General features: G+C 68.0%; 24 protein-coding genes. 16 read left to right on the forward strand and 8 right to left on the reverse strand.

Annotation, left to right across the window (positions count from 1 at the left end; all coding sequences use genetic code 11):
• Positions 1–32 precede the first annotated feature (32 nt).
• Positions 33–857 (reverse strand): outer membrane protein assembly factor BamD, encoded by an 825-nt coding sequence (locus WJ35_RS03220; protein WP_060234909.1) that lies wholly within the window; start codon positions 855–857, stop codon positions 33–35.
• Positions 858–898: 41 nt separating this feature from the next.
• Here WJ35_RS03220 and WJ35_RS03225 point away from each other — a divergent pair, with 41 nt between their 5' ends.
• From WJ35_RS03225 to phaR, 6 genes are all read left to right on the forward strand, one after another.
• On the forward strand, positions 899–2,107 hold the full coding sequence (locus tag WJ35_RS03225; protein ID WP_069238719.1) for an RluA family pseudouridine synthase: 1,209 nt from the start codon (positions 899–901) through the stop codon (positions 2,105–2,107).
• 6 nt (positions 2,108–2,113) lie between these two features.
• A complete protein-coding gene (pgeF, locus tag WJ35_RS03230; protein ID WP_060235048.1) occupies positions 2,114–2,953 on the forward strand; it encodes a peptidoglycan editing factor PgeF in 840 nt (279 codons plus the stop codon).
• A 369-nt stretch (positions 2,954–3,322) separates the two neighbouring features.
• Positions 3,323–5,197 carry a class I poly(R)-hydroxyalkanoic acid synthase gene (gene phaC / locus WJ35_RS03235; RefSeq protein WP_069238720.1) on the forward strand — a complete coding sequence of 625 codons (1,875 nt, stop codon included), beginning with the start codon at positions 3,323–3,325 and terminating at the stop codon, positions 5,195–5,197.
• Positions 5,198–5,296: 99 nt separating this feature from the next.
• A complete protein-coding gene (locus WJ35_RS03240; protein ID WP_069239387.1) occupies positions 5,297–6,478 on the forward strand; it encodes an acetyl-CoA C-acetyltransferase in 1,182 nt (393 codons plus the stop codon).
• 120 nt (positions 6,479–6,598) lie between these two features.
• Positions 6,599–7,339: a 3-ketoacyl-ACP reductase gene (locus tag WJ35_RS03245; RefSeq protein WP_010092274.1), complete on the forward strand. Its 741-nt coding sequence runs from the start codon at positions 6,599–6,601 to the stop codon at positions 7,337–7,339.
• Between the two features lie 121 nt (positions 7,340–7,460).
• A complete protein-coding gene (phaR, locus tag WJ35_RS03250) occupies positions 7,461–8,027 on the forward strand; it encodes a polyhydroxyalkanoate synthesis repressor PhaR (RefSeq protein WP_069238721.1) in 567 nt (188 codons plus the stop codon).
• 82 nt (positions 8,028–8,109) lie between these two features.
• Here phaR and WJ35_RS03255 read toward each other — a convergent pair whose 3' ends face one another.
• A complete protein-coding gene (locus WJ35_RS03255) occupies positions 8,110–8,364 on the reverse strand; it encodes a hypothetical protein (protein ID WP_069238722.1) in 255 nt (84 codons plus the stop codon).
• Positions 8,365–8,590: 226 nt separating this feature from the next.
• Here WJ35_RS03255 and rimO point away from each other — a divergent pair, with 226 nt between their 5' ends.
• The 4 genes from rimO to WJ35_RS03275 all read left to right on the forward strand — a co-directional run bounded on the left by rimO (position 8,591) and on the right by WJ35_RS03275 (position 12,793).
• Positions 8,591–9,952, forward strand: a complete 1,362-nt coding sequence (gene rimO / locus WJ35_RS03260; protein ID WP_059619141.1) for a 30S ribosomal protein S12 methylthiotransferase RimO — start codon at positions 8,591–8,593, stop codon at positions 9,950–9,952.
• Positions 9,953–9,955: 3 nt separating this feature from the next.
• Positions 9,956–10,882, forward strand: coding sequence for a sugar kinase (locus WJ35_RS03265; protein WP_069238723.1), 927 nt, complete (start codon positions 9,956–9,958; stop codon positions 10,880–10,882).
• A gap of 88 nt (positions 10,883–10,970) precedes the next feature.
• Positions 10,971–11,486 carry a hypothetical protein gene (locus WJ35_RS03270; RefSeq protein ID WP_420480903.1) on the forward strand — a complete coding sequence of 172 codons (516 nt, stop codon included), beginning with the start codon at positions 10,971–10,973 and terminating at the stop codon, positions 11,484–11,486.
• A gap of 110 nt (positions 11,487–11,596) precedes the next feature.
• On the forward strand, positions 11,597–12,793 hold the full coding sequence (locus tag WJ35_RS03275; RefSeq protein WP_010092284.1) for a cystathionine beta-lyase: 1,197 nt from the start codon (positions 11,597–11,599) through the stop codon (positions 12,791–12,793).
• Between the two features lie 77 nt (positions 12,794–12,870).
• Here WJ35_RS03275 and serB read toward each other — a convergent pair whose 3' ends face one another.
• On the reverse strand, positions 12,871–13,716 hold the full coding sequence (serB, locus tag WJ35_RS03280) for a phosphoserine phosphatase SerB (RefSeq protein ID WP_060234384.1): 846 nt from the start codon (positions 13,714–13,716) through the stop codon (positions 12,871–12,873).
• 227 nt (positions 13,717–13,943) lie between these two features.
• Entirely contained in the window at positions 13,944–14,897 is a 954-nt protein-coding gene (locus tag WJ35_RS03285; protein WP_060234385.1) for a LysR family transcriptional regulator, read from the reverse strand.
• Positions 14,898–15,022: 125 nt separating this feature from the next.
• Between WJ35_RS03285 and WJ35_RS03290 the strand changes: the two genes are divergently transcribed.
• The gene (locus WJ35_RS03290) at positions 15,023–16,039 is read left to right on the forward strand and encodes a zinc-binding alcohol dehydrogenase family protein (RefSeq protein ID WP_060234446.1); all 1,017 of its coding nucleotides are present in this window, start codon (positions 15,023–15,025) and stop codon (positions 16,037–16,039) included.
• A gap of 160 nt (positions 16,040–16,199) precedes the next feature.
• A complete protein-coding gene (locus WJ35_RS03295) occupies positions 16,200–16,751 on the forward strand; it encodes a DUF6013 family protein (protein WP_069238725.1) in 552 nt (183 codons plus the stop codon).
• Positions 16,752–16,934: 183 nt separating this feature from the next.
• Here WJ35_RS03295 and WJ35_RS03300 read toward each other — a convergent pair whose 3' ends face one another.
• Positions 16,935–17,738, reverse strand: coding sequence for an ABC transporter permease (locus tag WJ35_RS03300; RefSeq protein ID WP_069238726.1), 804 nt, complete (start codon positions 17,736–17,738; stop codon positions 16,935–16,937).
• Complete coding sequence (locus WJ35_RS03305) at positions 17,735–18,436, reverse strand: ABC transporter ATP-binding protein (protein ID WP_069238727.1); 702 nt, start codon at positions 18,434–18,436, stop codon at positions 17,735–17,737. The genes WJ35_RS03300 and WJ35_RS03305 overlap by 4 nt, the downstream gene beginning before the upstream one ends.
• A gap of 152 nt (positions 18,437–18,588) precedes the next feature.
• Here WJ35_RS03305 and WJ35_RS03310 point away from each other — a divergent pair, with 152 nt between their 5' ends.
• Together WJ35_RS03310 and WJ35_RS03315 are read left to right on the forward strand one after the other, a co-directional pair.
• Positions 18,589–20,844, forward strand: coding sequence for an AsmA family protein (locus WJ35_RS03310; protein WP_069238728.1), 2,256 nt, complete (start codon positions 18,589–18,591; stop codon positions 20,842–20,844).
• A gap of 167 nt (positions 20,845–21,011) precedes the next feature.
• Positions 21,012–22,604 (forward strand): ABC-F family ATPase, encoded by a 1,593-nt coding sequence (locus WJ35_RS03315; protein WP_069238729.1) that lies wholly within the window; start codon positions 21,012–21,014, stop codon positions 22,602–22,604.
• 169 nt (positions 22,605–22,773) lie between these two features.
• On the opposite strand, the gene WJ35_RS03320 is transcribed toward WJ35_RS03315, so the two are convergent.
• Positions 22,774–23,820, reverse strand: coding sequence for a zinc-dependent alcohol dehydrogenase family protein (locus tag WJ35_RS03320; protein WP_014723080.1), 1,047 nt, complete (start codon positions 23,818–23,820; stop codon positions 22,774–22,776).
• 133 nt (positions 23,821–23,953) lie between these two features.
• On the opposite strand from WJ35_RS03320, the gene WJ35_RS03325 reads away from it, so the two are divergent.
• Positions 23,954–24,418 carry an Lrp/AsnC family transcriptional regulator gene (locus tag WJ35_RS03325; RefSeq protein ID WP_011884930.1) on the forward strand — a complete coding sequence of 155 codons (465 nt, stop codon included), beginning with the start codon at positions 23,954–23,956 and terminating at the stop codon, positions 24,416–24,418.
• A 31-nt stretch (positions 24,419–24,449) separates the two neighbouring features.
• Here the strand turns inward: WJ35_RS03325 and WJ35_RS03330 are convergent, their stop codons facing one another.
• Positions 24,450–24,815 (reverse strand): hypothetical protein, encoded by a 366-nt coding sequence (locus WJ35_RS03330; protein WP_069239388.1) that lies wholly within the window; start codon positions 24,813–24,815, stop codon positions 24,450–24,452.
• Between the two features lie 259 nt (positions 24,816–25,074).
• On the opposite strand from WJ35_RS03330, the gene WJ35_RS03335 reads away from it, so the two are divergent.
• Positions 25,075–26,508 (forward strand): aldehyde dehydrogenase family protein, encoded by a 1,434-nt coding sequence (locus WJ35_RS03335; RefSeq protein WP_069238730.1) that lies wholly within the window; start codon positions 25,075–25,077, stop codon positions 26,506–26,508.
• Positions 26,509–26,520 lie beyond the last annotated feature (12 nt).

Consider the following 26,520-nt stretch of genomic DNA (forward strand, 5'->3'; position numbering starts at 1 on the left):
GGTTTTTTTGTCGCTTCATGCGCAGCGGAGGCTCAGAACTGCCACCAAGACTTCTTCGCGCCGGGGCGGGCTTTGCCCGTCACGTACGGGCTGTCCGGGAACGTGCCCGCGAGCACGCGCTTCGTGTCCTCGGCGAGCTGCGGCTGCTGCAGCTTGTCGTACGACAGGATCATGATGTGCAGCGCGTCCTCGATCGCCGGCGCGCCCTTGTATTCCTTGATCGCGAGCTGCGCGCGGTTGATCGCCGCGACATAGGCGCCGCGACGGTAGTAGTAGTCGGCGGCGTGCACTTCGTGCGACGCGAGCGCGTTGACGATGTAGCGCATCCGGGCTGCCGCGTCGGGCGCGTACTTGCTCTTCGGATAGCGGTCGACGACGACCTTGAATGCGTCATACGATTCGCGCAGCGCCTGCGGGTCGCGCTCGCTCATGTCCTGGCCGGAGAAGCGGCCGAACAGACCGAGATCGTCGTTGAAGTGGATCATGCCCTTCAGGTAGTACGCGTACGGGATGTCGGGATGATCCGGGTGGAACTGGATGAAGCGGTCGACGGCCTGGTCGGCTGCAGCCGGTTCGTTGTCCTTCCAGTTGCAGTACGCGACGTTGATCTGCGCCTGCTGCGCGAAATGGCCGAACGGGTCGCGGCCCTGCAGCGCTTCGAAGTACTTCGCGCACTTGCCCCAGTCGCCGCCGGTCAAGGCATCCTGAGCCTCTGAGTATAATTTGTTGTTCGACCAGGTCGCGGTCTCGTCCTGCTTCTGCGGCAAGCCGTGGCAACCCGCGATGAGGGCTGCGGCCGCAACCGCCGTTGCCCGGGCGGCGACGGTTATTGCCGCGCGTTTGGTCGAATTCATCATGCTCGCATGTCCTAGCTTCAAGTCTCGGTGACCCAGTCTAAATGACCCGTTCTAATTCGCTGAATGCCCGGAAGGGCAAGTCAAATCGCGAAGATTATAGCCCAAGCGATCGGCCCGCCGACGCCGCTCCCGGCGATTCGCTCGATGACGACCTCATCGGCGACGCGCTGCCGTCGTCCGTCGCACCGTCCGCCACGGCCGACGATGCGCCGCGTGTCGTCGAAGTCCCGCCGTCGCTCGCCGGCGAACGACTCGACAAGGCGCTCGCGCAACTGTTCCCCGAATTCTCGCGCAGCCGGCTGCAGAGCTGGATCGACGCGCAGCGCGTGCGCGTCGACGGCGCGCCCGCGAAGATCCGCCAGCCGGTGCCGCTCGGCGCGACGATCGAGCTCGTGCCCGACCTGCTGCCGGAGCAGCTCGCGTTCACGCCGGAGCCGGTGCCGCTCGACATCGTCTACGAGGACGACGCGCTCGTCGTGATCAACAAGCCGGCCGGCCTCGTCGTCCATCCCGCCGCCGGCAACTGGAGCGGCACGATCCTCAACGGCCTGCTGCACCGCTACGGCGACGCGGCGGCCGGCCTGCCGCGCGCGGGGATCGTCCACCGCCTCGACAAGGAAACCTCGGGCCTGATGGTCGTCGCGCGCACGCTTGCCGCGCAGACCGACCTGGTCCGCCAGCTGCAGGCCCGCACCGTGAAGCGCCGCTATTTCGCGCTCGTCTGGGGCACGATGCCCGACGAAGGCACGATCGACGCGCCGATCGGCCGCGATCCGCGCGAGCGCACCCGGATGGCGGTCGTGACCGGCGCGTCCGGCAAGCCGGCGCGCACGCATTTCCGCACGGTTGACACATGCCTGTGGCAATGTCAGCCGGTTTCCGCGATCCAGTGCGATCTGGAGACGGGCCGCACGCACCAGATCCGCGTGCATTGCGCACACGCCGGGCATCCGCTGCTCGGCGATCCCGTGTACGGGCGCGCGCGCGGCAAGCGCTCGGTGACGCCGCTGCCGGACGGTTTCGCGCGGCAGGCGCTGCATGCGTGGCGGCTTGGCCTCGTGCATCCGGCGAGCGGCAAGACGATGCAATGGCGCTGCCCGCTGCCGGACGACATGACCGCGCTCGTCGCGGCGCTCGGGTTCGGGCAGGAAGATGGGGAATTCGACGACGACGACGACGGTGTCTACGACGATGATTTCGGCGGCGGCTATCACGACGATGAGCCGTACCTGGACGACGAGGAGGAGTGAGTGGCGATGACGAACCTGGCGCCGTTGACGTGGCAGGACTGCGTGCAGCCCGACTGGCAGGTGTCGCCGCGCGTGCGTGCGCTGGTCACGACGCGCAACGGCGGTGTCAGCGAAGGCCCTTACGGGCGCTGGCTGGACGGCGTCGCGCTGCCGGGCGGGATGAATCTCGGCCTGCATACCGGCGACGACCCGGCCCATGTCGCCGAGAACCGCGCACGGCTGCTCGCGCTCGCGGGCCAGCCGCGCGCAGCGTGGCTCGATCAGGTTCACGGCGCGCGGATCGTGCGTGCCGACGAGGTGATCGCAGCCGATTCCGGATCCGCGGCACCGGCGCAGGCCGACGCGAGCGTGACCGATCGCGCGAATGCGGTATGCGTCGTGATGGTCGCCGATTGCCTGCCGGTGCTGCTGTGCGATGCGCAGGGGCGCGCGGTCGGCGCGGCGCACGCGGGCTGGCGCGGGCTCGCGGCCGGCATCGTCGAGCAGACCGCCGCGCGCGTCGCAGCGCTTGCCGGCGGCGCGACGGATGGCCTGCACGCGTTCCTCGGGCCGGCGATCGGCCCGGATGCGTTCGAGGTCGGCGCGGACGTGCGCGACGCATTTCTCGACACGGCCCCGCAGTCGGAGCATGATGAAACCGGCCGAGCGTTCGTCGCGATCGAAGGCGCGCCCGGCAAGTTTCTCGCCGATCTGTACGCGCTGGCGCGCTTGCGCCTGGCGCGGGCGGGCGTCGTGCGCGTGAGCGGCGGCGGCGCGTGCACGGTCGCCGAGCGTTCGCGCTTCTATTCGTACCGGCGCGATCGCGTGACGGGCCGCATGGCCGCGGCGATCTGGCTGGCCGACTGACACCGGGTCGCGCACTTGCGCGCGCCGCGTGTTGCGCCGCAAAATCGGTTTGTCTCGATATTACCGACGCAATGCGGCGCGGCATGCACACTGGAATGAATAATCGCAAACGCGAGTCACCGAAAATGTTTTATGTTTCCGCGCAAGCCTTGTCCTGCCTGTCGCGCGACGATTATCTCCGGGCAGAAATGTTCGGTCCTTTGATGTGGCGCTTCACATGGGGAAAACGATAATGATAAAAATACCGCACTGCGGCAGAATCTGGAGGCGCCTCTCCAGTGCATGACGGCCCGGCTCGTTCGGCCGGCACGCCGCGCCGCGAGCAGGATTTCTACGATTGACGCTCAGGAATCACCGGTAAGGCAGGTAATGACAGCATCGAAAAACTCGTCGACGTCCGCACAGGCGGACACTCCCACGGGCCGCCAGGCATTCGATCAGGCAGCCCAGCCGATGCAGCAGATGTTCGAGGCGTGGTTGAACGCATGGCGCGGTTTTGCCGATCCGGCGCGCGCGGCCACCGCGGCGAGCGCGGCGAATCCGTTCGCCGCATTCCAGTTCCCGACAGCGCTTCCGTTCCAGATGCCGGCGATGCCCGACCTCGCGGGCCTCGGCAATTTCGCTTCGCCGTTCGCGGGCCTGAAGCTGCCGGTCGCCGCGATAGCCCCGGAGCGCCTGCAGAAACTGCAAGCCGACTATGCGCGCGACTGCGTGACGCTGATGCAGCAGGCGAGCGCCGCGAAGCTCGAGGCGCCCGAACTGAAGGATCGCCGCTTCAGCGGCGACGCATGGAAGGCGTCGCCCGCGCATGCGTTCGCCGCGGCGTGGTACCTGCTCAACGCGCGCTACCTGCAGGAGCTTGCCGACGCGCTCGAGACCGATCCGAAGACGCGCGAGCGGATTCGCTTCACGGTCCAGCAGTGGACGGCAGCCGCCGCGCCGAGCAACTTCCTCGCGCTCAATCCGGACGCGCAGAAGTCGATCATCGAGACCCAGGGCGAGAGCCTGCGCCAGGGGATGATGAACCTGCTCGGCGACCTGCAGCGCGGCAAGATCTCGCAGACCGACGAATCGCAGTTCGTGGTCGGCAGGAACCTCGGCTGCACCGAGGGCGCGGTCGTCTACGAGAACGACCTGATCCAGCTGATCCAGTACAAGCCGACGACGGAGACGGTGTTCGAAAGGCCGCTCCTGATCGTGCCGCCGTGCATCAACAAGTTCTACATCCTCGATCTGCAGCCCGAGAATTCGCTCGTCGCGCACACGCTGTCGTGCGGCCACCAGGTGTTCCTCGTGTCGTGGCGCAATGCGGACGCGTCGGTCGCCCACAAGACCTGGGACGACTACATGAACGAAGGCATGCTGGCCGCGATCGATGCGGTGCAGCAGGTCAGCGGCCGCGAGCAGATCAACACGCTCGGCTTCTGCGTCGGCGGCACGATGCTGGCGACCGCGCTCGCGGTGCTCGCGGCGCGTGGCGAGCATCCGGCCGCGTCGATGACGCTGCTCACGGCGATGCTCGACTTCTCCGATACGGGCGTCGTCGACGTGTTCGTCGACGAGGCGCACGTGCAGATGCGCGAACAGACGATCGGCGGCAAGAACGGCACGCCGCCCGGGCTGATGCGCGGCGTCGAGTTCGCGAACACGTTCTCGTTCCTGCGCCCGAACGATCTCGTGTGGAACTACGTCGTCGACAACTACCTGAAGGGCCGCACGCCGGCGCCGTTCGACCTGCTGTACTGGAACAGCGACTCGACGAACCTGCCCGGCCCGATGTACGCGTGGTACCTGCGCAATACCTATCTCGAGAACCGGCTGCGCGTGCCGGGTGCGCTGACCGTGTGCGGCGAAGCGGTCGACCTGTCGCGCATCGACGTGCCGACGTTCATCTACGGCTCGCGCGAGGATCACATCGTGCCGTGGCAGACGGCCTACGCGTCGACGTCGATCCTGACGGGGCCGCTGAAGTTCGTGCTGGGTGCGTCGGGCCATATCGCAGGCGTGGTCAATCCGCCCGCGAAAAAGAAGCGCAGTTACTGGATCAACGACGACAGCCTGCCCGAATCGGCCGACGACTGGTTCGCCGGTGCGACCGAGCAGCCCGGCAGCTGGTGGCCGGCCTGGATCGAATGGCTCGATCAGTACGGCGGCCGCAAGGTGGCCCCGCGCGCGCAGCTCGGCTCGCCACAGTTCCCGGTGATCGAGCCGGCCCCCGGCCGCTACGTGTTGCAGCGCGATTGACGAAAGCCGGACAGCGGAGCACGCTGTTCAGAGCGCCGCAGTTTTTTTAACAGGGCGGGGAGCGATGCGCCGTGTCGCGCCGGCCCGGAGGAAATGGAAATGACGGACGTAGTGATCGTATCGGCCGCGCGGACCGCGGTCGGCAAATTCGGCGGCACGCTCGCGAAGATCGCGGCGCCGGAGCTGGGCGCGACGGTGATCCGCGCGGTGCTGGAGCGCGCCGGCGTGAAGCCGGAGCAGGTGAGCGAAGTGATCATGGGCCAGGTGCTGGCGGCCGGCTCGGGGCAGAACCCGGCGCGGCAGTCGCTGATCAAGGCCGGGCTGCCGAGCGCGGTGCCGGGGATGACGATCAACAAGGTGTGCGGGTCGGGCCTGAAGGCGGTGATGCTGGCGGCGAACGCGATCGCGGCGGGCGACGCGGAGATCGTGGTCGCGGGCGGGCAGGAGAACATGAGCGCGGCGCCGCACGTGCTGCCGGGCTCGCGCGACGGGTTCCGGATGGGCGACGCGAAGCTGGTCGACACGATGATCGTCGACGGGCTGTGGGACGTGTACAACCAGTACCACATGGGGATCACGGCGGAGAACGTCGCGAAGGAATACGGGATCACGCGCGCGGAGCAGGACGCATTCGCGGCGCTGTCGCAGAACAAGGCGGAAGCGGCGCAGAAGGCGGGACGCTTCGATGCCGAGATCGTGCCGGTGGCGATCCCGCAGAAGAAGGGCGAGCCGCTGCAGTTCGCGACCGACGAGTTCGTGCGTCACGGCGTGACGGCGGAATCGTTGGCGGGGCTGAAGCCGGCGTTCGCGAAGGACGGCTCGGTGACGGCGGCGAACGCGTCGGGGCTGAACGACGGCGCGGCGGCGGTGCTGGTGATGTCGGCGCAGAAGGCGCAGTCGCTGGGGCTCACGCCGCTGGCGCGCATCAAGGCGTACGCGAACGCGGGCGTGGATCCGAGCGTGATGGGCATGGGGCCGGTGCCGGCGTCGCGGCGCTGCCTGGAGCGTGCGGGCTGGACGCCGGGCGATCTGGACCTGATGGAGATCAACGAGGCGTTCGCGGCGCAGGCGCTGGCGGTGCACAAGCAGATGGGCTGGGACACGTCGAAGGTGAACGTGAACGGCGGGGCGATCGCGATCGGTCATCCGATCGGGGCGTCGGGCTGCCGGATCCTGGTGACGCTGCTGCACGAGATGGTCAAGCGCGACGCGAAGCGCGGGCTGGCGTCGCTGTGCATCGGCGGCGGGATGGGGGTTGCGCTCGCGGTCGAGCGCGCGTAAGCGGTCGTCCGTAATCGGCCGAACCGATCCGGGCGCCGGCCGAAGCCGCAATCGGCCGGCGTCACGTGAAAGTCAGAGGGGCCTTCTGCAGCTCTCGAATCTAAAAATGGAGTGAGATTCATGTCTCAGCGAATTGCTTACGTAACGGGCGGCATGGGCGGCATCGGCACCAGCATCTGCCAGCGCCTGCTGAAGGACGGCTTCAAGGTGGTCGCGGGCTGCGGCCCGAACTCGCCGCGTCGCGTGAAGTGGCTCGAAGACCAGAAGGCGCTCGGGTTCGACTTCATCGCATCGGAAGGCAATGTCGGCGACTGGGACTCGACCAAGGAAGCGTTCGACAAGGTCAAGGCCGAGGTAGGCGAGATCGACGTGCTGGTCAACAACGCGGGCATCACGCGCGACGTCGTGTTCCGCAAGATGACGCGCGAGGACTGGACCGCCGTCATCGACACGAACCTGACGAGCCTGTTCAACGTGACGAAACAGGTGATCGACGGCATGGTCGAACGCGGCTGGGGCCGGATCATCAACATCTCGTCGGTGAACGGCCAGAAGGGCCAGTTCGGCCAGACCAACTACTCGACCGCGAAGGCCGGCATTCACGGCTTCACGATGGCGCTCGCGCAGGAAGTCGCGACGAAGGGCGTGACGGTCAACACCGTGTCGCCGGGCTATATCGGCACCGACATGGTCAAGGCGATCCGTCCGGACGTGCTCGAGAAGATCGTCGCGACGATTCCGGTGCGTCGTCTCGGCGCACCCGAGGAGATCGGCTCGATCGTCGCGTGGCTCGCGTCGAACGATTCGGGCTTCGCGACGGGCGCCGACTTCTCGCTGAACGGCGGCCTGCACATGGGCTGAGCCCCCGAGCCGCGCGGGCCGGGTGGCCGCGCGGCTCGGCGTTTGCAAAGGGGCCCCGCCGCCCGTCTTTCGGGCGGCGGGGGATCGTCACTGCGCTGCGCTGGGCACTTAAAGGCGTTACATGACTACTACAAAGAAAACGGCTGAACGGCTCATCAAGAAATATCCGAACCGCCGGCTCTACGATACCGAGACAAGCACGTACATCACGCTTACCGACGTGAAACAGCTCGTGCTGGACCAGGAGGATTTCAAGGTCGTCGACGCGAAATCGAGCGAAGACCTGACCCGCAGCATCCTGCTGCAGATCATCCTCGAAGAGGAAAGCGGCGGCGTGCCGATGTTCTCGTCGTCGATGCTGTCGCAGATCATCCGCTTCTACGGGCATGCGATGCAGGGGATGATGGGCACTTATCTGGAGAAGAACATCCAGGCATTCATCGACATCCAGAACAAGCTCGCGGACCAGTCGAAGAACCTGTATGAGAACAATGCGATGAACCCGGAGATCTGGTCGCAGTTCATGAACATGCAGGCGCCGATGATGCAGGGCATGATGACGAGCTACATCGAGCAATCGAAGAACATGTTCGTCCAGATGCAGGAGCAAATGCAGAATCAGGCGAAGTCGATGTTCAGCTCGTTCCCGTTCAAGCAGCCGGGCGCGCCGGAGCCGGAAAAGAAGTAAGGCCGTCGCCTGCGCGGCGGCGTGCAACGTTCAGCGTGCAGCGGCGGGTCGGCGCAAGGCCGGCACGCCGTGCCGGTTTTGCTCACAGGGCGATATCGAGGTCCTGATCGTCGTCCGACGGCGGCAGATCGAGCACGAGTTTCACCGCGCTGTAGTTCGCCTTGAGCGAAAACACCCGGCCGATGACGAGAAACGTCTGTTGCAAATTCTCGAGTTCGACGAAGTCGCCCGGTTGCGGCACCTGTGCGCCCTGATCGTACGAAAAGCTCGTGCTGGTCTGTTCACCGATGGTTTCGGCGGCGTGCTCGGTGAATTCGATCGTGATATGCGTGGTCATGCGGATTCCGTTGGGAAAGTAAAAAAGCGGACGCTGCGATTTTCGCATGAGGGCGGGGCGGCGGAGCGCTTCGGTGTGGGCGGGAACGCGAGCCTCGGCGGCGTGTCGCATTTGCGGGGCACGCATTTTGGGGCCACTGCGGGCGGTGCGCTGCCGCCGGTTTTGTCTCGCTCACCTCTAAATGGCTGTAAACTCTCGTTTTTGCCGCCACGCCCCCATATTCAAGATGTCCCAATCCCCGAAAGTTGGCTTCGTTTCGCTTGGCTGCCCGAAGGCGCTGGTCGACTCCGAACAAATCATCACCCAGCTGCGCGCCGAGGGCTATGAAATCTCCGGCACCTACGACGGCGCCGACCTCGTCGTCGTCAACACCTGCGGCTTCATCGACGAAGCCGTGCAGGAGAGCCTCGACGCGATCGGCGAGGCGCTGACCGAAAACGGCAAGGTGATCGTCACCGGCTGCCTCGGCGCGAAAAAGAGCGCAAGCGGCTCGGGCCTGATCGAGGAAGTGCATCCGAAGGTGCTCGCGGTCACCGGCCCGCACGCGGTCGGCGAGGTGATGCAGGCGGTCCATTCGCACCTGCCGAAGCCGCACGATCCGTTCGTCGACCTCGTGCCCGCGGCCGGCATCAAGCTCACGCCGCGCCACTACGCATACCTGAAGATTTCCGAAGGCTGCAACCACCGCTGCACGTTCTGCATCATCCCGTCGATGCGCGGCGACCTCGTGTCGCGCCCGGTCGCGGAAGTGATGCTCGAAGCGGAGAACCTTTTCAAGTCCGGCGTCAAGGAGCTGCTCGTGATCTCGCAGGACACGAGCGCCTACGGCGTCGACGTCAAATACCGCACGGGCTTCTGGAACGGCAAGCCGATCAAGACGCGCATGACCGACCTGGTGGCCGCGCTCGGCGAGCTCGCGGCGCAGTACGGCGCGTGGGTGCGCCTGCACTACGTGTATCCGTATCCGAGCGTCGATGAAGTCATTCCGCTGATGGCCGAAGGTCCGTTCAAGGGCCACGTGCTGCCGTACCTCGACGTGCCGTTCCAGCACGCGCATCCGGAAGTGCTCAAGCGCATGAAGCGCCCGGCGAACGCGGAGAAGGTGCTCGAGCGCGTGCAGAAGTGGCGCGAGATCTGCCCGGACCTGACGATCCGCAGCACGTTCATCGCGGGCTTCCCCGGCGAGACCGAGGAGCAGTTCGAGACGCTGCTCGACTTCATCCGCGAGGCGGAGCTCGACCGCGTCGGCTGCTTCGCATATTCCCCGGTCGAAGGCGCGACCGCGAACGAACTGGACGGCGCGCTGCCCGACGACGTGCGCGAGGCGCGCCGCGCGCGCTTCATGGAAGTGGCCGAGGAAGTGTCGGCGAAGCGCATCGAGCGCAAGGTCGGCAAGACGCTGAAGGTGCTGATCGACGAAGTGAGCGACGAAGGCGGCATCGGCCGCACGGCGGCGGACGCGCCGGAAATCGACGGCGTCGTCTATGTTGAGCCGGCGCAGAAGGCGTCGAAGCGCTACAAGGTCGGCGATTTCGTGTCCGTGAAGATCACGGGCGCCGACGGTCATGATCTGTGGGGCGAGGTGTAAGCAATGGCGGCGCCGTTTCCGGAGATCCTCGCGCTCGGCGAGGCGATGGTCGAATTCAACCAGTCGCAGCCGGGCCGCCCCGAATTCCTGCAGGGCTTCGGCGGCGACACGTCGAACTTCTGCATCGCGGCCGCGCGCCAGGGCGCGTCGGCGGGCTTCGTGTCGGCGGTCGGCGACGACCCGTTCGGCCGGCTGCTGAGCGACCTGTGGCGCAGCGAAGGCGTCGACACGACGTACGTGCGCATCGACCATGCGGCGCCGACCGGCGTGTACTTCGTCACGCACGGCCCGAACGGCCATCAGTTCGACTACCTGCGCGCCGGCTCGGCCGCGAGCCGCTACACGACCGGCGACCTGCCGCTCGACGCGCTTGCCGCCGCGAAGGCGGTGCACCTGTCGGGCATCAGCCTCGCGATCGGCACGGCCGCGTGCGACGCCGCGTTCGCGGCGATCGGGCATGCGCGCGAGCACGGCGCGAAGGTCAGCTTCGACACGAACCTGCGCCTGAAGCTGTGGCCGCTGCCGCGCGCCCGCGCGGTGATGCGCGAAGCGCTGCGCCAGACGGACATCTGCCTGCCGAGCTGGGAAGATGTCACGGCGATCACGGGCGCGGACGATCGCGACGCGATCGTCGACGCGATGCTCGAGCTCGGGCCGCAGGTCGTCGCGCTGAAGCTCGGCAAGGACGGCGCGTATGTCGCGACGCCGCACGAACGGCGCGTCGTGCCGGGCTTCACGGTCGAGGCGATCGACGCGACGGGCGCGGGCGACTGCTTCGGCGGCGCGTTCGTCGCGCGGATCGTCGCGGGCGACGATCCGTTCACGGCGGCGCGCTACGCGAACGCGGCGGCGGCGCTGTCGACGACGGGCTACGGCGCGGTCGCGCCGATTCCGCATCGCGACGCGGTCGAACGCTTGCTGCGGGGCTGACGTCGATGGCCGGGATACGGCCGCGATTTTCGAGCGAATTTGAAGAAGGGAGCAACACAACGTGCGGCAATACAAGCAGTGGCAACGGATGCTGGCGCTGGCCGGCGTGCTTGCGGCGAGCCTCGCGCTGCCGCGCGCGGTCGTCGCGCAGGCGGTCGCGCCCGGCATGCAGATGGACGAAGGGGCGCCCGCGCGGCCGCTGCGGCCCAATCCCGAGTTCGCCCGCCTGCCGCGCTACGAAGGCACGCTCGGCGGCCGGCCGATCGTCGTGCGTCTCGGTCCGAAGGAGAACGAAGAGGGCGTGCACGGCGAGTACCAGTTCGCCGACACGGGCGAAGTGATCCTGCTGGCCGGCGACCGCGACGGCGATACGCTCGAAATCGAGGAGTCGAACGACGGCACCAGCATCACCGGCGTGTGGATCGGCCGCTTCGATGCGTCGGGCGGCCTGAAGGCGGACCGGATGAACTCGGATGAATCGGACCCGCAGCCGGTCGTGCTGCGGCCGGCGCGCGGGTCGCGCGCGGCGCTGCAGGTGCGCGATGGCCGCGTGCAGGAGATCGAGACGGTCGGCGGTGTCGTCGACCTGCGCGCCGACGACTGAGTCCCGCGCTGGCTCGGTGTGCGCGGCGCGCATTGTACCGGGCCAAACGCGGCGAATTTGACTACCCTAGCGACATCTTTCGCAACCGAGCCTCCTACCGGCCTGCCGACATGACTGCATCCACTTCCAAGCGCGCGCTGCAAACCCGCATCGTTCAACCCGACGACGTGATTCCGGAAGGCTTCCGTTCGTTCGTCGCGCCGGTCGCGCGCGCGTCGACGGTCGTGTTTCCCGACCTCGCGACGATGCGCAACCTCGACTGGCGCCAGGACAGCCAGTGGCGATACGGCCTGCACGCGACGCCGACCTCGCTCGCGCTCGCGCAGCGGCTTGCGGAGATCGAGGGCGGCACGCACGCGCTGCTGCAGCCGTCGGGTCTCGCGTCGATCATGAACGTCTACTTCGGCCTGGTGAAGGCAGGCGACGACGTGCTGATCCCGCACAACGTCTACGGCCCGAACGCCGATTTCGGCAACTGGCTCGCCAAGGATTTCGGCATCACCGCGCGTTTCTACGATCCGCTCGTCGGCGCCGGCATTGCGGACCTGATCCGGCCGAACACGCGCCTGATCTGGCTCGAGGCGCCCGGCTCGGTGACGATGGAAGTGCCGGACGTCCGGGCGATCACGGCGGTCGCGAAGCAGCACGGCGTCGTCACCGCGATCGACAACACGTATTCGGCGGGGCTCGCGTTCAAGCCGTTCGAGCACGGCGTCGACATCTCGGTGCAGGCGCTGACCAAGTACCAGTCGGGCGGCAGCGACCTGCTGATGGGCGCGACGATCACCGCGGACGCGGCGCTGCACGCGCATCTGAAGCTCGCGCGGATGCGCTGCGGGATCGGCGTGTCGGTCGACGACTGCTCGCTCGTGCTGCGCAGCCTGCCGAGCATGCGCGCGCGCTTCGACGCGCACAGCAAGAGCGCGCTCGCGCTCGCGCACTGGCTGAAGGCGCGGCCCGAAATCGCGACCGTGCTGCATCCGCAACTGCCGGATTGTCCGGGCCATGCGTCGTTCGTTCGCGATTTCACCGCGGGCGGCGCTCCGGCGGCAGGCGGCCTGTTCTCGGTGATCTTCGACGCGCGCTACAGCGCGGCGCAGGTCGACCGCTTCGTCGAGGCGCTGGAGCTGTTCGCAATCGGCTGGAGCTGGGGCGGCGCGTGCAGCCTCGCGATGCCGTACGACGTCGCGTCGATGCGGCCGGAGTGGCCGCATCGCGGCACGCTGGTGCGCTTCTACGTCGGCCTCGAGGACGAGGCCGACCTGCGCGCGGACATCGAGCGCGCGATGCAGGCGACGCTCGGCTGAGCGGCGCTCGCACAGGGCGGGCAGGCCGGTCAAGGCCATATGCCGGCGTGACCTGCGGTCGCGCCGGCGTTTTGATTTCAGAACAGGCGCAGCAGGCCGTCGAGGCCGACGTGATCGAACGCGACCGTCGCCGCGCTGCGCACGATCGGCTTCGCGCGGAAGGCGACCGACAGGCCGGCTTCCGCCATCATCTTCAGGTCGTTCGAGCCGTCGCCCATCGCGATCGCGCGGCTCGGCGCGATGCCGAGCGACGCGCACGTGTCGCGCAGCATGCGCGCCTTCACGTCGGCGTTGACGATCTCGCCGATCACTTTCCCGGTCAGCTTGCCGTCGACGATCTCGAGCGTGTTCGCGTGCGCGAAGTCGAGGCCGAGCCGCGTCTTCAGGCGTGCGGTGAAGAACGTGAAGCCGCCCGACACGAGCAGCGTCTTCAGGCCGGCGGCCTTCGCGCCGGCGAGCATCGTTTCCGCGCCCGGCGACAGCCGCAGCCGCTCGTCGTACACGCGCTCGAGCGCCTGCGCGTCGAGGCCGGCGAGCAGCGCGACGCGGCGCGTCAGGCTTTCGTCGAAATCGCGGATCTCGCCGCGCATCGACGCCTCGGTGATCGCCGCCACCTCCGCCTTCAGGCCGCAGAAATCCGCGATCTCGTCGATGCACTCGATCGTGATCAGCGTCGAATCCATGTCCATCACGACGAGCCCGAAGTCGCGCAGCGTGCGGCCGGCGTCGACGAACGCGAAGTCGAGCGCGTGCGTGCCGCAGTACACGTCGATGTCGGGCCGCTGCGCCGGATCGGCACCCTCGATGCGCAGCGCGTGCTCGTCGACCTGCACGGCGCGGGCGCCGCGCGCCAGCGCGAGCAACGGTTTGTGATGCGCGTCCGACAACGGCGCGACGCTCTGGATGACGAGATTCTGAATCATGACGGATGGGTTGGAATGCGAATGGAATGCGTGGGCGGCCGTGGCCGCCTGCGGACGCCGAACCGGGCCGCCCGAAGCGGGCGGCGGGCGGCTGCGCCGCAAACGCAACATTGTAGCCGGTCAGTGCGGCTTGGGCGCCGGACGGCGGCGCGCGGCGATCGCGAGCGGATAGCCGGGCGTGTTCACGCGCCCGCCCGGAGCCGGTCCGCACCGGTCACGCGCGCCGTCTATCGTGCATCCGTCCGATCCCAGTAAGGCGGATCGCCGAAATGCCCGGCGAGAAACGCAATGAACGCGAGCGTCTTCAGCGGCACGTGCGCGCGGCTCGGGTAGACGGCCCAGATCGCGACTTCGTCGGCGAGCGGATAGTCGTCGAGCACGGTGACGAGCGCGCCGCGCGCCAATTGGGGCGCGACGTCCCAGGTCGACTTGATCGCGATCCCGAAGCCGTTGACGAGCGCTTCGCGGATCGCCTCGCCGTTGCTCGCGACGAGCCGGCCGCCGACACGTACCGTGAGCGGCCCCTGCGGCGTGACGAACGACCAGTCGCGCTGGTCGCCGAGGATCACGCATTCGTGCTGCGCGAGATCGGCCGGGTGGCGCGGCGCGCCGTGCTCGGCGAGATAGGCGGGCGAGCAGCACACGACGCGGCGGTTCACGGCGAGCTTGCGCGCGACCAGCGTCGAATCCTTCAGCGCGCCGAGCCGGATCGCGACGTCGATGCCTTCGTCGACCAGGTCGACGATCTCGTCGGACAGCCGCAGGTCGAGCGACACCGACGGGTAGCGGCGCAGGAAGGCAGGGATCACCGGCGCGACGTGCTGGCGGCCGAACGACGACGACATCGACACCTTCAGGCGCCCGTACGGATCGGTGCGGCCGTGGCCGACCGACGCGCGCGCGGCGTCGGCGGCGGCGAGCAGCGCCTCGGCGCGCGCCATGAACACCTCGCCGTCCTGCGTGACGCTGATGCGGCGCGTGGTGCGATGCAGCAGGCGGGCGCCGAGCTGGCGTTCGAGTTGCGCGATGCGTGCGCTCGCGACCGCGGCGGACACGCCGAATTCGCGGCCGGCGGCGGTCACGTTCGCGAGCAGCGCCGCGCGCACGAACAGGCCGACGTCGAGCAGGTCGAGCGGCTTGTCGGGGGCGGGCATGGGGGCTGATGTCGGGGCCGATGTCATTCTTCGGAAAATCAAGAAAATGTTTCAGGAAATATAGCGGTTTTCGCGAATGATCGCGCGGCCTACGATGCGGTGTCACAGGGCCGCCGTCGCGGCCCGATCGACCCCCTGCAAGGAGCCGCATGATGAAAGCCGTTGGATTGACACGTTACCTGCCGATCGACGATCCGCAGGCGTTGCTCGACGTCGAGCTGCCGCAGCCCGTGCCGGGCCCGCGCGACCTGCTCGTGAAGGTCGAGGCAATTTCCGTGAATCCGGTCGACACCAAGGTGCGCGCGCCGAAGCCGCAGGTCGAAGCCGCGCCGCGCGTGCTTGGCTGGGACGCCGCCGGCACGGTCGTCGCGGTGGGTGCGGACGTGACGCTGTTCCGGCCGGGCGACGAGGTGTTCTACGCGGGCAGCATCACGCGGCCGGGCGCGAACAGCGAATACCACGCGGTCGACGAGCGCGTCGCCGCGCTGAAGCCGAGCACGCTCGACTTCGCGGCCGCCGCCGCGCTGCCGCTCACCGCGCTGACCGCGTGGGAAGCGCTGTTCGACCGCCTGCGCGTGTCGCCGCAGGGCGCGGACGCGGGCAAGTCGGTGCTGATCATCGGCGGCGCGGGCGGGGTCGGCTCGATCGCGATCCAGCTCGCGAAGACGCTCGGCAAGCTGCACGTGATCGCGACCGCGTCACGGCCCGAATCGGTGCAGTGGGTGCGCGCGCTCGGCGCCGACCAGGCCGTCGACCACTTCGGCGACCTGCCCGCGCAGCTGCGCGACGCGGGCCACCCGCAGGTCGACTACGTGCTGATCTTCAACGACACCGACCGGCACTTCCCGGCGGCGGCTGAGGTGATCCGGCCGCAGGGCGGCATCTGCACGATCGTCGAGAACGCGAAGCCGATTCCGGTCGAGCTGCTGAAGGCGAAGAGCGCCGCGTTTCACTGGGAATTCATGTTCACGCGCGCGATGTTCGAGACGCCGGACATGATCGAGCAGCACAAGCTGCTGACCGAAGTCGCGCGGCTCGTCGACGACGGCGTGCTGCGCACGACGCTGGGCGAGCACCTCGGTGCGATCAACGCGGACAACGTGCGGCGCGCGCATCGGCTGCTGGAAGCGGGGCGCGCGATCGGCAAGCTGGTGCTGAGCGGCTTCTGAGCGCAGCATCGGACGCACGGCATGCGCGGCGAACGCAAGCGGGGTAACACCCGATGCGATCGGGGCGCATGACGGGCCGCTTGGCGGTAGACTGGCAGCGCATCATGCATCGAAAACCGCGCGGCGCGCGCCAGCAGCGCCGCAAAACAAGGAGGTCAGCATGAGCCAACGCAGTGTGTCGGTCGCCGCATCGTGGTCGGTCGCGATCGCGGCGGCGTGCGTCAGCGCCAGCGTGTTCGCGGCGCCGCCGGTCAAGGGCAGCCTGAAGGGCGGCGGCACCGGACAGCTCGAGTACACCGTCAAGGTCGATTCGAAGACGTTCGGCAACACGCAGGAGACGCGCAAGATCCGCTCGGGCGAGACGGACGACTTCAACTGGAAATCGGTTCCGCCCGATGGCGCGGTCGCGATGCCGGACGAGTGCCCGAATTCCGCCAACCTGCCGCGCGACGCGAACGGCGCGATGGTCCGGCAGACGCAGGTCCGGCTCGCGCCGTCGATCGACGCGAAGGGGATGGCGAACGTGCAGATGAGCTTCCAGGCGGCCGCGCCGAAAGGCACGCGCAGCGTGACGGCCGGCGGCAAGTCGCTGCTGTGTCCGAACGTCGTGTCGGTGAGCCAGGTGAAGTGGCTGACGATCTCGTCCAGCGGCGGATCGAAAACCGTCACGATGAGCGACGGCACGAAGGTCACCGTATCGATCAAGCACTGAGGCCGGCCGCCGACCGGTGCGTGCGCAACCATCGCGGGTGCGCGCCGGCCGGATGGCCGCTCGCCCGCCGCACTGCATGACGTCATATGGCCGTCACGCAGCTGCGGCGCGGCGGTTCTTCTTCCCAGACGTCATTCCAACCCGGTCATGCATACGCGCGGGGCGGCCTTGCCGCGCCACGCGTCACGACTTGCGTTCCTCCAGCCGCGACGCAATGAAGCGATGGTCGGGCGAGAACAACCGGCGATAGGTCAGCAGCACCGCGCCGACCGTGCCGAGCGCGGACGCCGCGGCGATCAGGAACATGATGACGATCTGATAGCGCACGGCCTGCAGCGGCGACTGGCCGGCCAGCACCTGGCCGGTCATCATGCCCGGCAGGCTGACGACGCCGACGACGGCCATCTGGTTGAGCGTCGGCAGCATGCCGGCGCGCACGGCCTGCCGCGCGGCGTCCTGCGCGGCTTCCCAGCGCGTCGCGCCTAGCGCGAGCGCCGTTTCCACGCGGTCGCGGCGCGCGGTGAGCTCCTCGGTCATCCGCTCGACGCCGAGCGACACGCCGGTCAGCGTATTGCCGAGGATCATCCCGAGGATCGGAATCGCATACTGCGGCGCATACCACGGATGAATGCGGATCACGACGAACAGCCCGATCGCCGCGACGATCCAGCTGCTGGCCCAGATCGACAGGATGCTGTCGACGCGCTGCCCGCGATAGGTGCGCTTGCCGCGGCCGGCGCCCGCGAAGCCGGCGATCAGCGTCATCAGCGCGGTGAGCGGCAGCACGACGTACCAGCGCGCATGGCCGAACACCCAGCCGAGCACGTAGCCGATCGCGAGCAGCTGCACGACGGTGCGCACCGCGGCGAGCGCGAGCTTGCGGCCGAGCCCGAGCGACAGCGCGGCCGAGATCGCGCCGTTGACCGCGACGAGCGCCGCCGCGATGCCGACGTCGACGAGGCTCAGATCCTGCAGCGTCGGGCTCATTGCGCACACTCCGTCGGGTTGACCGCGTGCAGCACGCCGGCCTGCATCACGAGCTGGATCGTGCCGATCCGCGCGGCCTGCGCGGGATCGTGCGAGATCCACAGGTAGGCGCGCGCGTCGGGCGCCGCATCGAACCACGCGCCGACGAGCGCCTCGATCGCGCGCGTCGAGTCAGGGTCGAGCGCGGCGGTCGGCTCGTCGAGCAGCAGCACGTCGGGATCGAGCTGCAGCACGCGCAGCAGCGCCGCGATCTGCGCCTCGCCGCCCGACAGCTCGCTCGCGCGCTTGTCGAGGAAGTCCGCGCCGCGGCCCGCGCGCGCGGCGAGCTGTTCCGCACGCGCGCGATCGAACGTCAGGTCGCGATAGACCGCGAGCGAATACGGATAGCGCAATTGCGATTCGACCGTGCCGTCCGTCTGCGCCGCGCGTTGACGCACATAAGCGACGCTGCGCCGGTAGCGCGGAATTGCGCCGCGCTTGATGCGCGCGCCGCGCCAGAGGAGCTGGCCGCCGTCGAGCGGATCGAGCAGCGCGAGCGCGCGCAGCAGCACGCTCTTGCCGGAGCCCGATGGCCCCGTGATAGCAATTCGCGATCCTGCGGCGACGCTGAGGTCGGTCGGCGCCAGCAGCGTCTTGCCGTTGTTCGCGTCGCGGCGCGTGATCTGCTGCGCGTCGATGAGAGCGGTCGGGGCGGTCATGTCGAAAATGAAAAAAAGCGTTAACGGCGCCGAAGCGGCGCGAAGGCGTGCGTCATAATACCGATTGAAAAGCCGCCGGTGTCGTGCTCTGTGCGCTCGCGCAAGTGGCCCGACATGGCGCGCCAACTCTGCAGAACAACAACGGAACCGCCATGACGCTTACTCGAGCCATCGGCAAATCGGCTGCATGGATCGCCGGCATCGTCGCGGTCGTGATCGCGGTGGCCGGCGTGTTTGTCTTCACGTTCGACTGGAACCACGTGAAACCGTGGGTCAACGAACAGGTGAGCGCGGCGCTCGGCCGCCCGTTCGCGATCAACGGCGATCTCAAGGTCGACTGGCGCCGCCCCGACGGCGAAACCGGCTGGCGCGCGTGGGTGCCGTGGCCGAGCCTCTCCGCGACACGGATCGAAATCGGCAACCCCGACTGGGCGAAGGCGCCGAAGTTCGTCACGCTCGACGCCGCGCACTTCGATCTCGCGATCCTGCCGCTGCTTGCGCATGAAATCGTCATTCCGTCGATCGACGTCGTCAATCCCGCGGTGGATCTCGAACGGCTCGCCGACGGCCGCAACACGTGGACCTTCCAGTTCAAGCAGTCGAGCCAGCCGTCGCCGTGGAAGGTGCGGCTCGACAGCTTCGGCTTCGCGAAGGGCATGGTCACGTATCGCGACGCGATCACGAAAGCCGACCTGACGATCGCGATCGACACGCTCGGCCAGCCGATTCCGCTCGGCGACGTGATGAAGGAGCAGGAGGAAACGTCGCGTGCGGCGTCGGCGCAGCGCGTCGGCAAGCATGGCGCCGCGCAGTTGAGCGCGAAGGCCAATGCCGATGCAGCGTCGGGGGCGAGCGGAGCGGCGGCTGCTTCGGGGGCTTCGGCTTCGTCTGCGTCAGCGGTCGTGCAGGCGTCCGCTGCGTCTAGTGCGTCTAGTGCGCGTGCTGCCTCGGGCGCCACTGCGTCCGCGCAGTCGTCCGGTCCGACCTATGCGTTCGGGCTCAAGGTCGACGGCCGCTACAAGGGCGTGCCGATCAGCGGCACCGGCAAGCTCGGCGGCGTGCTCGCGCTCGAGGACGCGTCGCGGCCGTTCCCGCTGCAGGCCGACGTGAAGGCGGGCGACACGCGCCTCGCGATCGTCGGCACGCTGACCGATCCGCGCCAACTGGCCGCGATCGACCTGCGTCTGTGGCTGCAGGGCACGACGATGTCGCACCTGTATGCGCTGACCGGCATCACGCTGCCGGACACGCCGCCCTATGCGACCGAAGGGCGCCTGATCGGCAATTTCAAGCCGCACGCGAGCACGTTCCGCTACGAGAACTTCAACGGCCGGGTCGGCGGCAGCGACCTGGGCGGCACGCTCGCCTATGCGCAGCGCGAGCCGCGTCCGCAGCTGTCGGGCGAGCTGGTGTCGAACCTGCTGCGCTTCTCCGACCTCGCGCCGGTGATCGGCGCGGACACCGCCGCGAGCAAGGCGCAGCGCGGCGACACGACGCGCCAGCCGGCGGGCCGCGTGCTGCCGGTCGAGGCGTTCCGCACCGACCGCTGGCGCGCGCTCGACGCGGACGTCAAGTTCACCGGCCGCAAGCTGATCAAGAGCGCCGACCTGCCGATCACCGACCTGTACACGCACGTCGTGATGCAGGACGGCGTGCTGTCGTTCGAGCCGCTGAAGTTCGGTGTCGCGGGCGGCTCGCTCGCGACGACCGCGCATCTCGACGGCAGCGGCGCGCCGCTCAAGGGCCGCTTCACGGTCGCCGCGCGGCACCTGAAGCTCAAGCAGCTGTTCCCGACCCAGAAGGTGATGCAGTCGGCGCTCGGCGAGATCAACGGCGATGCGTCGTTGTCCGCGACCGGCAATTCGCCGGCCGCGCTCGCCGCGACGTCGAACGGCGAAGTGAAGGCGATCGTGACCAACGGCGCGATCAGCCGGCTGCTGATGGAAGCGGCCGGCCTGAACGTCGCGAACGTCGTCTACGAGAAGCTGTTCGGCGGCCGCGACGTGAAGATCAACTGCGCGGCGGTCGATTTCCAGGCGACCAACGGCGTGCTCGACACGAAGGTGTTCGCGCTCGACACCGACGACGCGCTGATCAACGTCGACGGCCCGATCAGCCTGCGCGACGAATCGATGAACCTGAAAGTGCATCCGCACACGAAGGGCTTCCGAATTTTCTCGCTGCGCTCGCCGCTGTACGTGAAGGGCACGTTCAAGAATCCGGACGTCGGCGTCGATGCGGGCGCGCTCGCGTTGCGCGCCGGCGCGATGGTCGGCCTCGGGCTGATCAACCCGCTGGCCGCGCTGATCCCGCTGATTGCGCCGAGCAACAACAAGGACGTGCCGTGCAGCGAGCTGTTCGCGCAGCTGAAGACGCCGACGAAGGTGTCGGCGAAGGCCGGCAAATGACGGGCGCGCACGGCGGCCGGGACGCCTTCGGCGCCGGTTGCCGCCCCCCGCGGAAATTGTGATGCGCCCCTGTTTATCCGGCAGCCGGATTCGGTGTGACCCAGCGATTCACCGACTCCTGCTAAAATACCCGGTTTTCCGTCGATTACCTCCTAACGGGATCTGCCGTGCTTTCTACTGCCAATATCACGATGCAATTCGGGCCGAAGCCCCTGTTCGAGAACATCTCGGTCAAGTTCGGCGAGGGCAATCGCTATGGCCTGATCGGCGCGAACGGCTGCGGCAAGTCGACGTTCATGAAGATCCTCGGCGGCGACCTCGAGCCGAGCGGCGGCAACGTCGCGCTCGAGCCGAACGTGCGCCTCGGCAAGCTGCGCCAGGACCAGTTCGCGTACGAGGACGTGCGCGTGCTCGACGTCGTGATGATGGGCCACACCGAGATGTGGGCCGCGATGACCGAGCGCGACGCGATCTACGCGAACCCGGACGCGACCGACGACGACTACATGCATGCGGCCGAGCTCGAGGCCAAGTTCGCCGAGTACGGCGGCTATGACGCCGAGGCGCGCGCGGGCGCGCTGCTGCTCGGCATCGGCATCGACGAGAAGTTCCACAACGGCACGATGAGCGACGTCGCGCCGGGCTGGAAGCTGCGCGTGCTGCTCGCGCAGGCGCTGTTCTCGAAGCCGGACGTGCTGCTGCTCGACGAACCGACCAACAACCTCGACATCAACTCGATCCGTTGGCTCGAAGACACGCTCAACGAGTACAACTCGACGATGATCATCATCTCGCACGATCGTCACTTCCTGAACTCGGTGTGCACGCACATGGCCGACATGGACTACGGCACGCTGAAGGTCTGGCCGGGCAACTATGACGACTACATGCTCGCGTCCGCGCAGGCTCGCGAGCGCCAGGCTGCCGCGAACGCGCGCGCGAAGGAGCGCGTGGCCGAGCTGCAGGACTTCGTGCGCCGCTTCTCGGCGAACAAGTCGAAGGCCCGCCAGGCGACGAGCCGCGCGAAGCAGATCGACAAGATCAAGATCGAGGAATTCAAGCCGTCGTCGCGCCAGAACCCGTTCATCCGCTTCGAGTACGAGAAGAAGCTGCACAACGTCGCGGTCGTCGCGGAAGAGATCACGAAGAAGTACGAGCGCACGATCTTCCAGAACTTCAACCTGTCGGTGCAGCCGGGCGAGCGGATCGCGATCATCGGCGAGAACGGCGCGGGCAAGACGACGCTGCTGCGTGCGCTGCTCGGCAACCTGACGCTCGATCACGGCACGGTGAAGTGGGCCGAGAACGCGAACGTCGGCTACATGCCGCAGGACACGTACGAAGAGTTCCCGAACGACGTCACGCTGATGGACTGGATCGACCAGTACCGCAAGGACGGCGACGACGAGACGATGGTGCGCGGCACGCTCGGCCGCCTGCTGTTCTCGGCGGACGACATCAAGAAGTCGGTGAAGGTGCTGTCGGGCGGCGAGAAGGGCCGCATGATCTGGGGCAAGCTGATGCTCGGCCGCCACAACGTGCTGCTGATGGACGAGCCGACCAACCACATGGACATGGAATCGATCGAGTCGCTGCAGATCGCGCTCGAGAAGTTCGAAGGCACGCTGATCTTCGTGTCGCACGACCGTGAGTTCGTCAGCGGCCTCGCGAACCGGATCATCGAAGTGACCACGCATGGCACGCTGACCGACTTCGGCGGGAATTACGAGGACTTCCTCGCGAGCCAGGGGCAGGAGTAATCGCACGGGCGACCATGCCCGCGCCGATTCGCGTGAAGCCCGCCAGGTTTATTCCTGGCGGGCTTTTTTGCGTCTGTGGGCGTGCGGCAATAAGCGGGCGGTGCGTACACCCGTTGAGATATGCGAGCACGGCGGCCATGAATCGTGAACCGCTAACCGTTAGCCCCCCTCAGCCCGAAAAATCCGTCACCACCGTCACTCCGGCGCCTTCGAACCGATCCATGTTCATCAGCGCGTCGATCGACTCGCCGAGACTGATTTCCTTGCCGATCAGGCGCTCCGGCGCGAGCTTGCCGGCATGCACCATGTCGAGCATCGCGCCGTAGCGATGCGCCTGCATCCCGTGGCTGCCGAGAATCTCGAGTTCGTGCGCGATCACCTTGCTCATCGGCACGGCCGGCGTCGCGTGTTCGCCGAGCATCAGCCCGACCTGCACGTGCTTGCCGCGCCGGCGCAGGTTGCTGATCGAGTTGAAGCAGGTGGTCGGATGGCCGAGCGCATCGAGCGAGACGTGTGCGCCGCCGCGCGTGATCTCCTTCACCGCGTCGACGACGTCCGTCACCTGCGACGCATCGACGGTCGCCGCCGCGCCGAGCGCGCGCGCGAGCGTTAGGGCACGCTCGGAAATGTCGATCGCGACGACGTTCGCGCCGATCGCGTTCGCGATCATGATCGCCGACAGGCCGACGCCGCCGCAGCCGTGCACGGCCACCCACTGGCCGGCCGACGTGCGCCCCTGGTCGACGACCGCGCGAAACGACGTCACGAACCGGCAGCCGAGGCTCGCCGCGGTCGGGAAGTCGAGCGCATCGGGCAGCCGCACGAGGTTCAGGTCCGCGTGGTGGATGCCGACGTATTGCGCGAACGAGCCCCAGTGCGTGAAGCCGGGCTGAAACTGGCGCTCGCAGACCTGCTGATTGCCAGAGTGGCATTCCGGGCAATGGCCGCAGCCGCCGACGAACGGCACCGTCACGCGGTCGCCGGCCTTCCAGCGCGTGACCGCCGCGCCCGTCGCGACCACCACGCCCGCCAGTTCGTGGCCCGGCACATGCGGCAGCACGATGTCCGGATCGTGTCCCATCCAGCCGTGCCAGTCGCTGCGGCACACGCCGGTCGCCTTCACCTCGATCACGACGCCGTCGGGTGCCGGCCTCGGATCGTCCACGTCCATCAGCCGCGGCGCCGCGCCGAACGCTTCATAAACGACTGCTTTCACGATCTCCTCCTGGGTCGAATGACTCTTTCAATATAGCGCGGCAATGGTGGATTGTTCTTTCGTCTTGCGATTGAGAAGCGCACGATTCTGAGATAGCCTTGCGACGATCGTGCGATTGCCGCAAGGAGCTTTCATGGAGCAGCTGGACAGGATCGATCGCGGCATGCTGGACATGCTGCAGCAGGACGGGCGCGTGTCGAACGCGCGCCTGGCGGAAGCGTTCTCGCTGAGCGAGACGTCGTGCTGGCGCCGGCTGCGCCGGCTCGAGGAAGCGGGGCTGATCGCCGGCTATCACGCGCGGCTCGATCGCAGAAAGCTGGGGTTCGGCGTGATGGCGTTCGTGCAGATCGTCTGCACGCAGCACAGCGAGGCGGTGACCGCGGAGTTCGAGCGCCTGATCCAGGCGAGCCCGAACGTGCTCGCCTGCGACAACACGACCGGCGAAGCGGATTTCCTGCTGCAGGTCGTGGCAGCCGATCTCGACGACTACAGCCATTTCGTCGAAAGGGTGTTGCGCAAGCTGCCGGGCGTGCTGAGCATTCGCTCGAACCTGTCGCTGCGGCAGCTGAAATCGACGCAGCGGCTGCCGATCGCGTGACGCGCACGCCGGCGCGTGCGTGCGCCGACGCTTAGTCGGCGAGCCGTTTGTCGGCGAGCGCCTTGCAGCAGTCGTCGTACACCCGCTGCACGAGTTTCGCGCGGTAGTCGAGATCATCGGTGTCGACGATCTCCTCGACCGCGTCGCGCGCCCAGGCCGCGTCGACGAAGCCGGCATGGCGTTTCGCGATGTCCTGCGCGAGCGCGGACAGCTTCGCGATCGCCAGCCAGTCGGCCATGCGGTGGTGGCGGTCGAGCCAGCGGTGCGCGGCCTGTACCTGGAACGCGGAATCCGGCCATGCCTCATTGAGGTAGTACGCGCCGAGATTGCCGCAGGTGAGCCAGCAGAGGAGCTCCAGGCGGTCGTGCGAGCCGAGGGTGGGGCGGGCGTCGGTCATGGCAGCGCTCACGAAAAGCGTCGATTCCGGGTGGCGCGGCGTGCAGCGGCCGGCGCCCATACTAAAAACATAGCACGATGCGCGCCACCTGGCGCACCGGCGTCGCGGGCTCGGCTCAGAGGGTCGAACGCGGGGCCGGCGGCGCGCGCACCGCAGCCCCACCGCGCGCCCGCAGCGGGTCGGCCGCGTCGGCTCCCCACGCGTCGCCGCACCCGTCGCACCGTCGTTAGAATGGCCGTTTTCCGGGAGACAGGAAGCGATGAAAACCTACGACCAGTTCTATATCGACGGCGCCTGGCGCCAACCGGCGGGCGCCGGCACGATCGACGTGATCGACTCGGGCACCGAGGCCGTGATCGGCCGGATTCCGGAAGGGCAGCCGGCCGACGCGCAGGCGGTCCGCGCCGCGCGCGCCGCATTCGACGGCTGGGCCGCGACCCCGCCCGCGACCCGCGCCGCGTACCTGCGCAAGATCGCCGGGCATCTGCAGGCGCGCAGCGAGGAGCTGGCGCAGTCGATCACGGGCGAAGTCGGGATGCCGATCAAGCTGTCGCGCGCGATCCAGGTCGGCGGGCCGATCTACAACTGGAACGCGTATGCGAAGCTCGCGGAGTCGTTCGAGTTCGACGCGCAAGTGGGCAATTCGCTCGTCGTGCGCGAGCCGGTCGGCGTCGTCGCGGCAATCACGCCGTGGAACTACCCGCTCAACCAGATCACGCTGAAGGTCGCGCCGGCGCTCGCGGCCGGCTGCACGGTGGTCCTCAAGCCGTCCGAAGTCGCGCCGCTCAATGCGTTCATGCTCGCCGAGGCGATCGACGCCGCGGGGCTGCCGGCCGGCGTATTCAACCTCGTGTGCGGCTACGGGCCCGTCGTCGGCGAAGTGCTCGCGACCGACCCCGACGTCGACATGGTGTCGTTCACCGGCTCGACGCGCGCGGGCAAGCGCGTGGCCGAGCTGGCCGCCGCGAGCGTCAAGCGCGTCGCGCTCGAGCTGGGCGGCAAGTCGGCGTCGGTGATCCTCGACGACGCCGACTTCGCGGCGGCGGTGAAGGGCACGGTCAACGCGTGCTACCTGAACGCCGGGCAGACCTGTTCGGCACACACGCGGATGCTCGTGCCGCAGGCGCGTTACGACGAGGCGCGGGCGCTGGCGAAGACCGCGGCCGAAGCGTATGTCGCCGGCGACCCGCGGCAGGAGGCGACGCGCCTCGGCGCGCTCGCGTCGGCGGCGCAGCAGCAGCGCGTGCAGTCGTACATCCAGCGCGGCATCGACGAAGGCGCCGAACTCGTGACGGGCGGCGTCGGCCTGCCGGACGGCATCGAGAAGGGCTTCTTCGTGAAGCCGACCGTGTTCGGCCGCGTCGATCCGAAATCGACGATCGCGCAGGAGGAAATCTTCGGGCCCGTGCTGTCGATCATCACGTATCGCGACGAGGAGGAAGCGGTCCGCATCGCGAACGACTCGCCGTACGGCCTCGGCGGCGCGGTGTGGGCGGGCAGCGACGAGCGCGCGCTGCGCGTCGCGCGGCGCATGCGCACCGGGCAGGTCGACATCAACGGCGGCACGTGGAACATGGCCGCGCCGTTCGGCGGCTTCAAGCAGTCGGGCCACGGGCGCGAGAACGGCGTCTACGGACTCGAGGAATACCTCGAATACAAGTCGATGCAGATGAAGCCGGCGAAGCCCGCCTGAACGGCACGACGC

Origin of the sequence: Burkholderia ubonensis, from assembly GCF_001718695.1 — a bacterium.
GTDB classification, from domain to species: domain Bacteria; phylum Pseudomonadota; class Gammaproteobacteria; order Burkholderiales; family Burkholderiaceae; genus Burkholderia; species Burkholderia ubonensis_B.

What these genes read in the sequence shown, in the direction of transcription:
- WJ35_RS03220 (WP_060234909.1), bottom strand. Translation starts at nt 857, where the DNA reads ATGATGAATTCGACCAAACGCGCGGCAATAACCGTCGCCGCCCGGGCA.
- WJ35_RS03225 (WP_069238719.1), top strand. Translation starts at nt 899, where the DNA reads ATGACCCGTTCTAATTCGCTGAATGCCCGGAAGGGCAAGTCAAATCGC.
- pgeF (WP_060235048.1), top strand. Translation starts at nt 2,114, where the DNA reads ATGACGAACCTGGCGCCGTTGACGTGGCAGGACTGCGTGCAGCCCGAC.
- phaC (WP_069238720.1), top strand. Translation starts at nt 3,323, where the DNA reads ATGACAGCATCGAAAAACTCGTCGACGTCCGCACAGGCGGACACTCCC.
- WJ35_RS03240 (WP_069239387.1), top strand. Translation starts at nt 5,297, where the DNA reads ATGACGGACGTAGTGATCGTATCGGCCGCGCGGACCGCGGTCGGCAAA.
- WJ35_RS03245 (WP_010092274.1), top strand. Translation starts at nt 6,599, where the DNA reads ATGTCTCAGCGAATTGCTTACGTAACGGGCGGCATGGGCGGCATCGGC.
- phaR (WP_069238721.1), top strand. Translation starts at nt 7,461, where the DNA reads ATGACTACTACAAAGAAAACGGCTGAACGGCTCATCAAGAAATATCCG.
- WJ35_RS03255 (WP_069238722.1), bottom strand. Translation starts at nt 8,364, where the DNA reads ATGACCACGCATATCACGATCGAATTCACCGAGCACGCCGCCGAAACC.
- rimO (WP_059619141.1), top strand. Translation starts at nt 8,591, where the DNA reads ATGTCCCAATCCCCGAAAGTTGGCTTCGTTTCGCTTGGCTGCCCGAAG.
- WJ35_RS03265 (WP_069238723.1), top strand. Translation starts at nt 9,956, where the DNA reads ATGGCGGCGCCGTTTCCGGAGATCCTCGCGCTCGGCGAGGCGATGGTC.
- WJ35_RS03270 (WP_420480903.1), top strand. Translation starts at nt 10,971, where the DNA reads ATGCTGGCGCTGGCCGGCGTGCTTGCGGCGAGCCTCGCGCTGCCGCGC.
- WJ35_RS03275 (WP_010092284.1), top strand. Translation starts at nt 11,597, where the DNA reads ATGACTGCATCCACTTCCAAGCGCGCGCTGCAAACCCGCATCGTTCAA.
- serB (WP_060234384.1), bottom strand. Translation starts at nt 13,716, where the DNA reads ATGATTCAGAATCTCGTCATCCAGAGCGTCGCGCCGTTGTCGGACGCG.
- WJ35_RS03285 (WP_060234385.1), bottom strand. Translation starts at nt 14,897, where the DNA reads ATGACATCGGCCCCGACATCAGCCCCCATGCCCGCCCCCGACAAGCCG.
- WJ35_RS03290 (WP_060234446.1), top strand. Translation starts at nt 15,023, where the DNA reads ATGAAAGCCGTTGGATTGACACGTTACCTGCCGATCGACGATCCGCAG.
- WJ35_RS03295 (WP_069238725.1), top strand. Translation starts at nt 16,200, where the DNA reads ATGAGCCAACGCAGTGTGTCGGTCGCCGCATCGTGGTCGGTCGCGATC.
- WJ35_RS03300 (WP_069238726.1), bottom strand. Translation starts at nt 17,738, where the DNA reads ATGAGCCCGACGCTGCAGGATCTGAGCCTCGTCGACGTCGGCATCGCG.
- WJ35_RS03305 (WP_069238727.1), bottom strand. Translation starts at nt 18,436, where the DNA reads ATGACCGCCCCGACCGCTCTCATCGACGCGCAGCAGATCACGCGCCGC.
- WJ35_RS03310 (WP_069238728.1), top strand. Translation starts at nt 18,589, where the DNA reads ATGACGCTTACTCGAGCCATCGGCAAATCGGCTGCATGGATCGCCGGC.
- WJ35_RS03325 (WP_011884930.1), top strand. Translation starts at nt 23,954, where the DNA reads ATGGAGCAGCTGGACAGGATCGATCGCGGCATGCTGGACATGCTGCAG.
- WJ35_RS03330 (WP_069239388.1), bottom strand. Translation starts at nt 24,815, where the DNA reads ATGACCGACGCCCGCCCCACCCTCGGCTCGCACGACCGCCTGGAGCTC.
- WJ35_RS03335 (WP_069238730.1), top strand. Translation starts at nt 25,075, where the DNA reads ATGAAAACCTACGACCAGTTCTATATCGACGGCGCCTGGCGCCAACCG.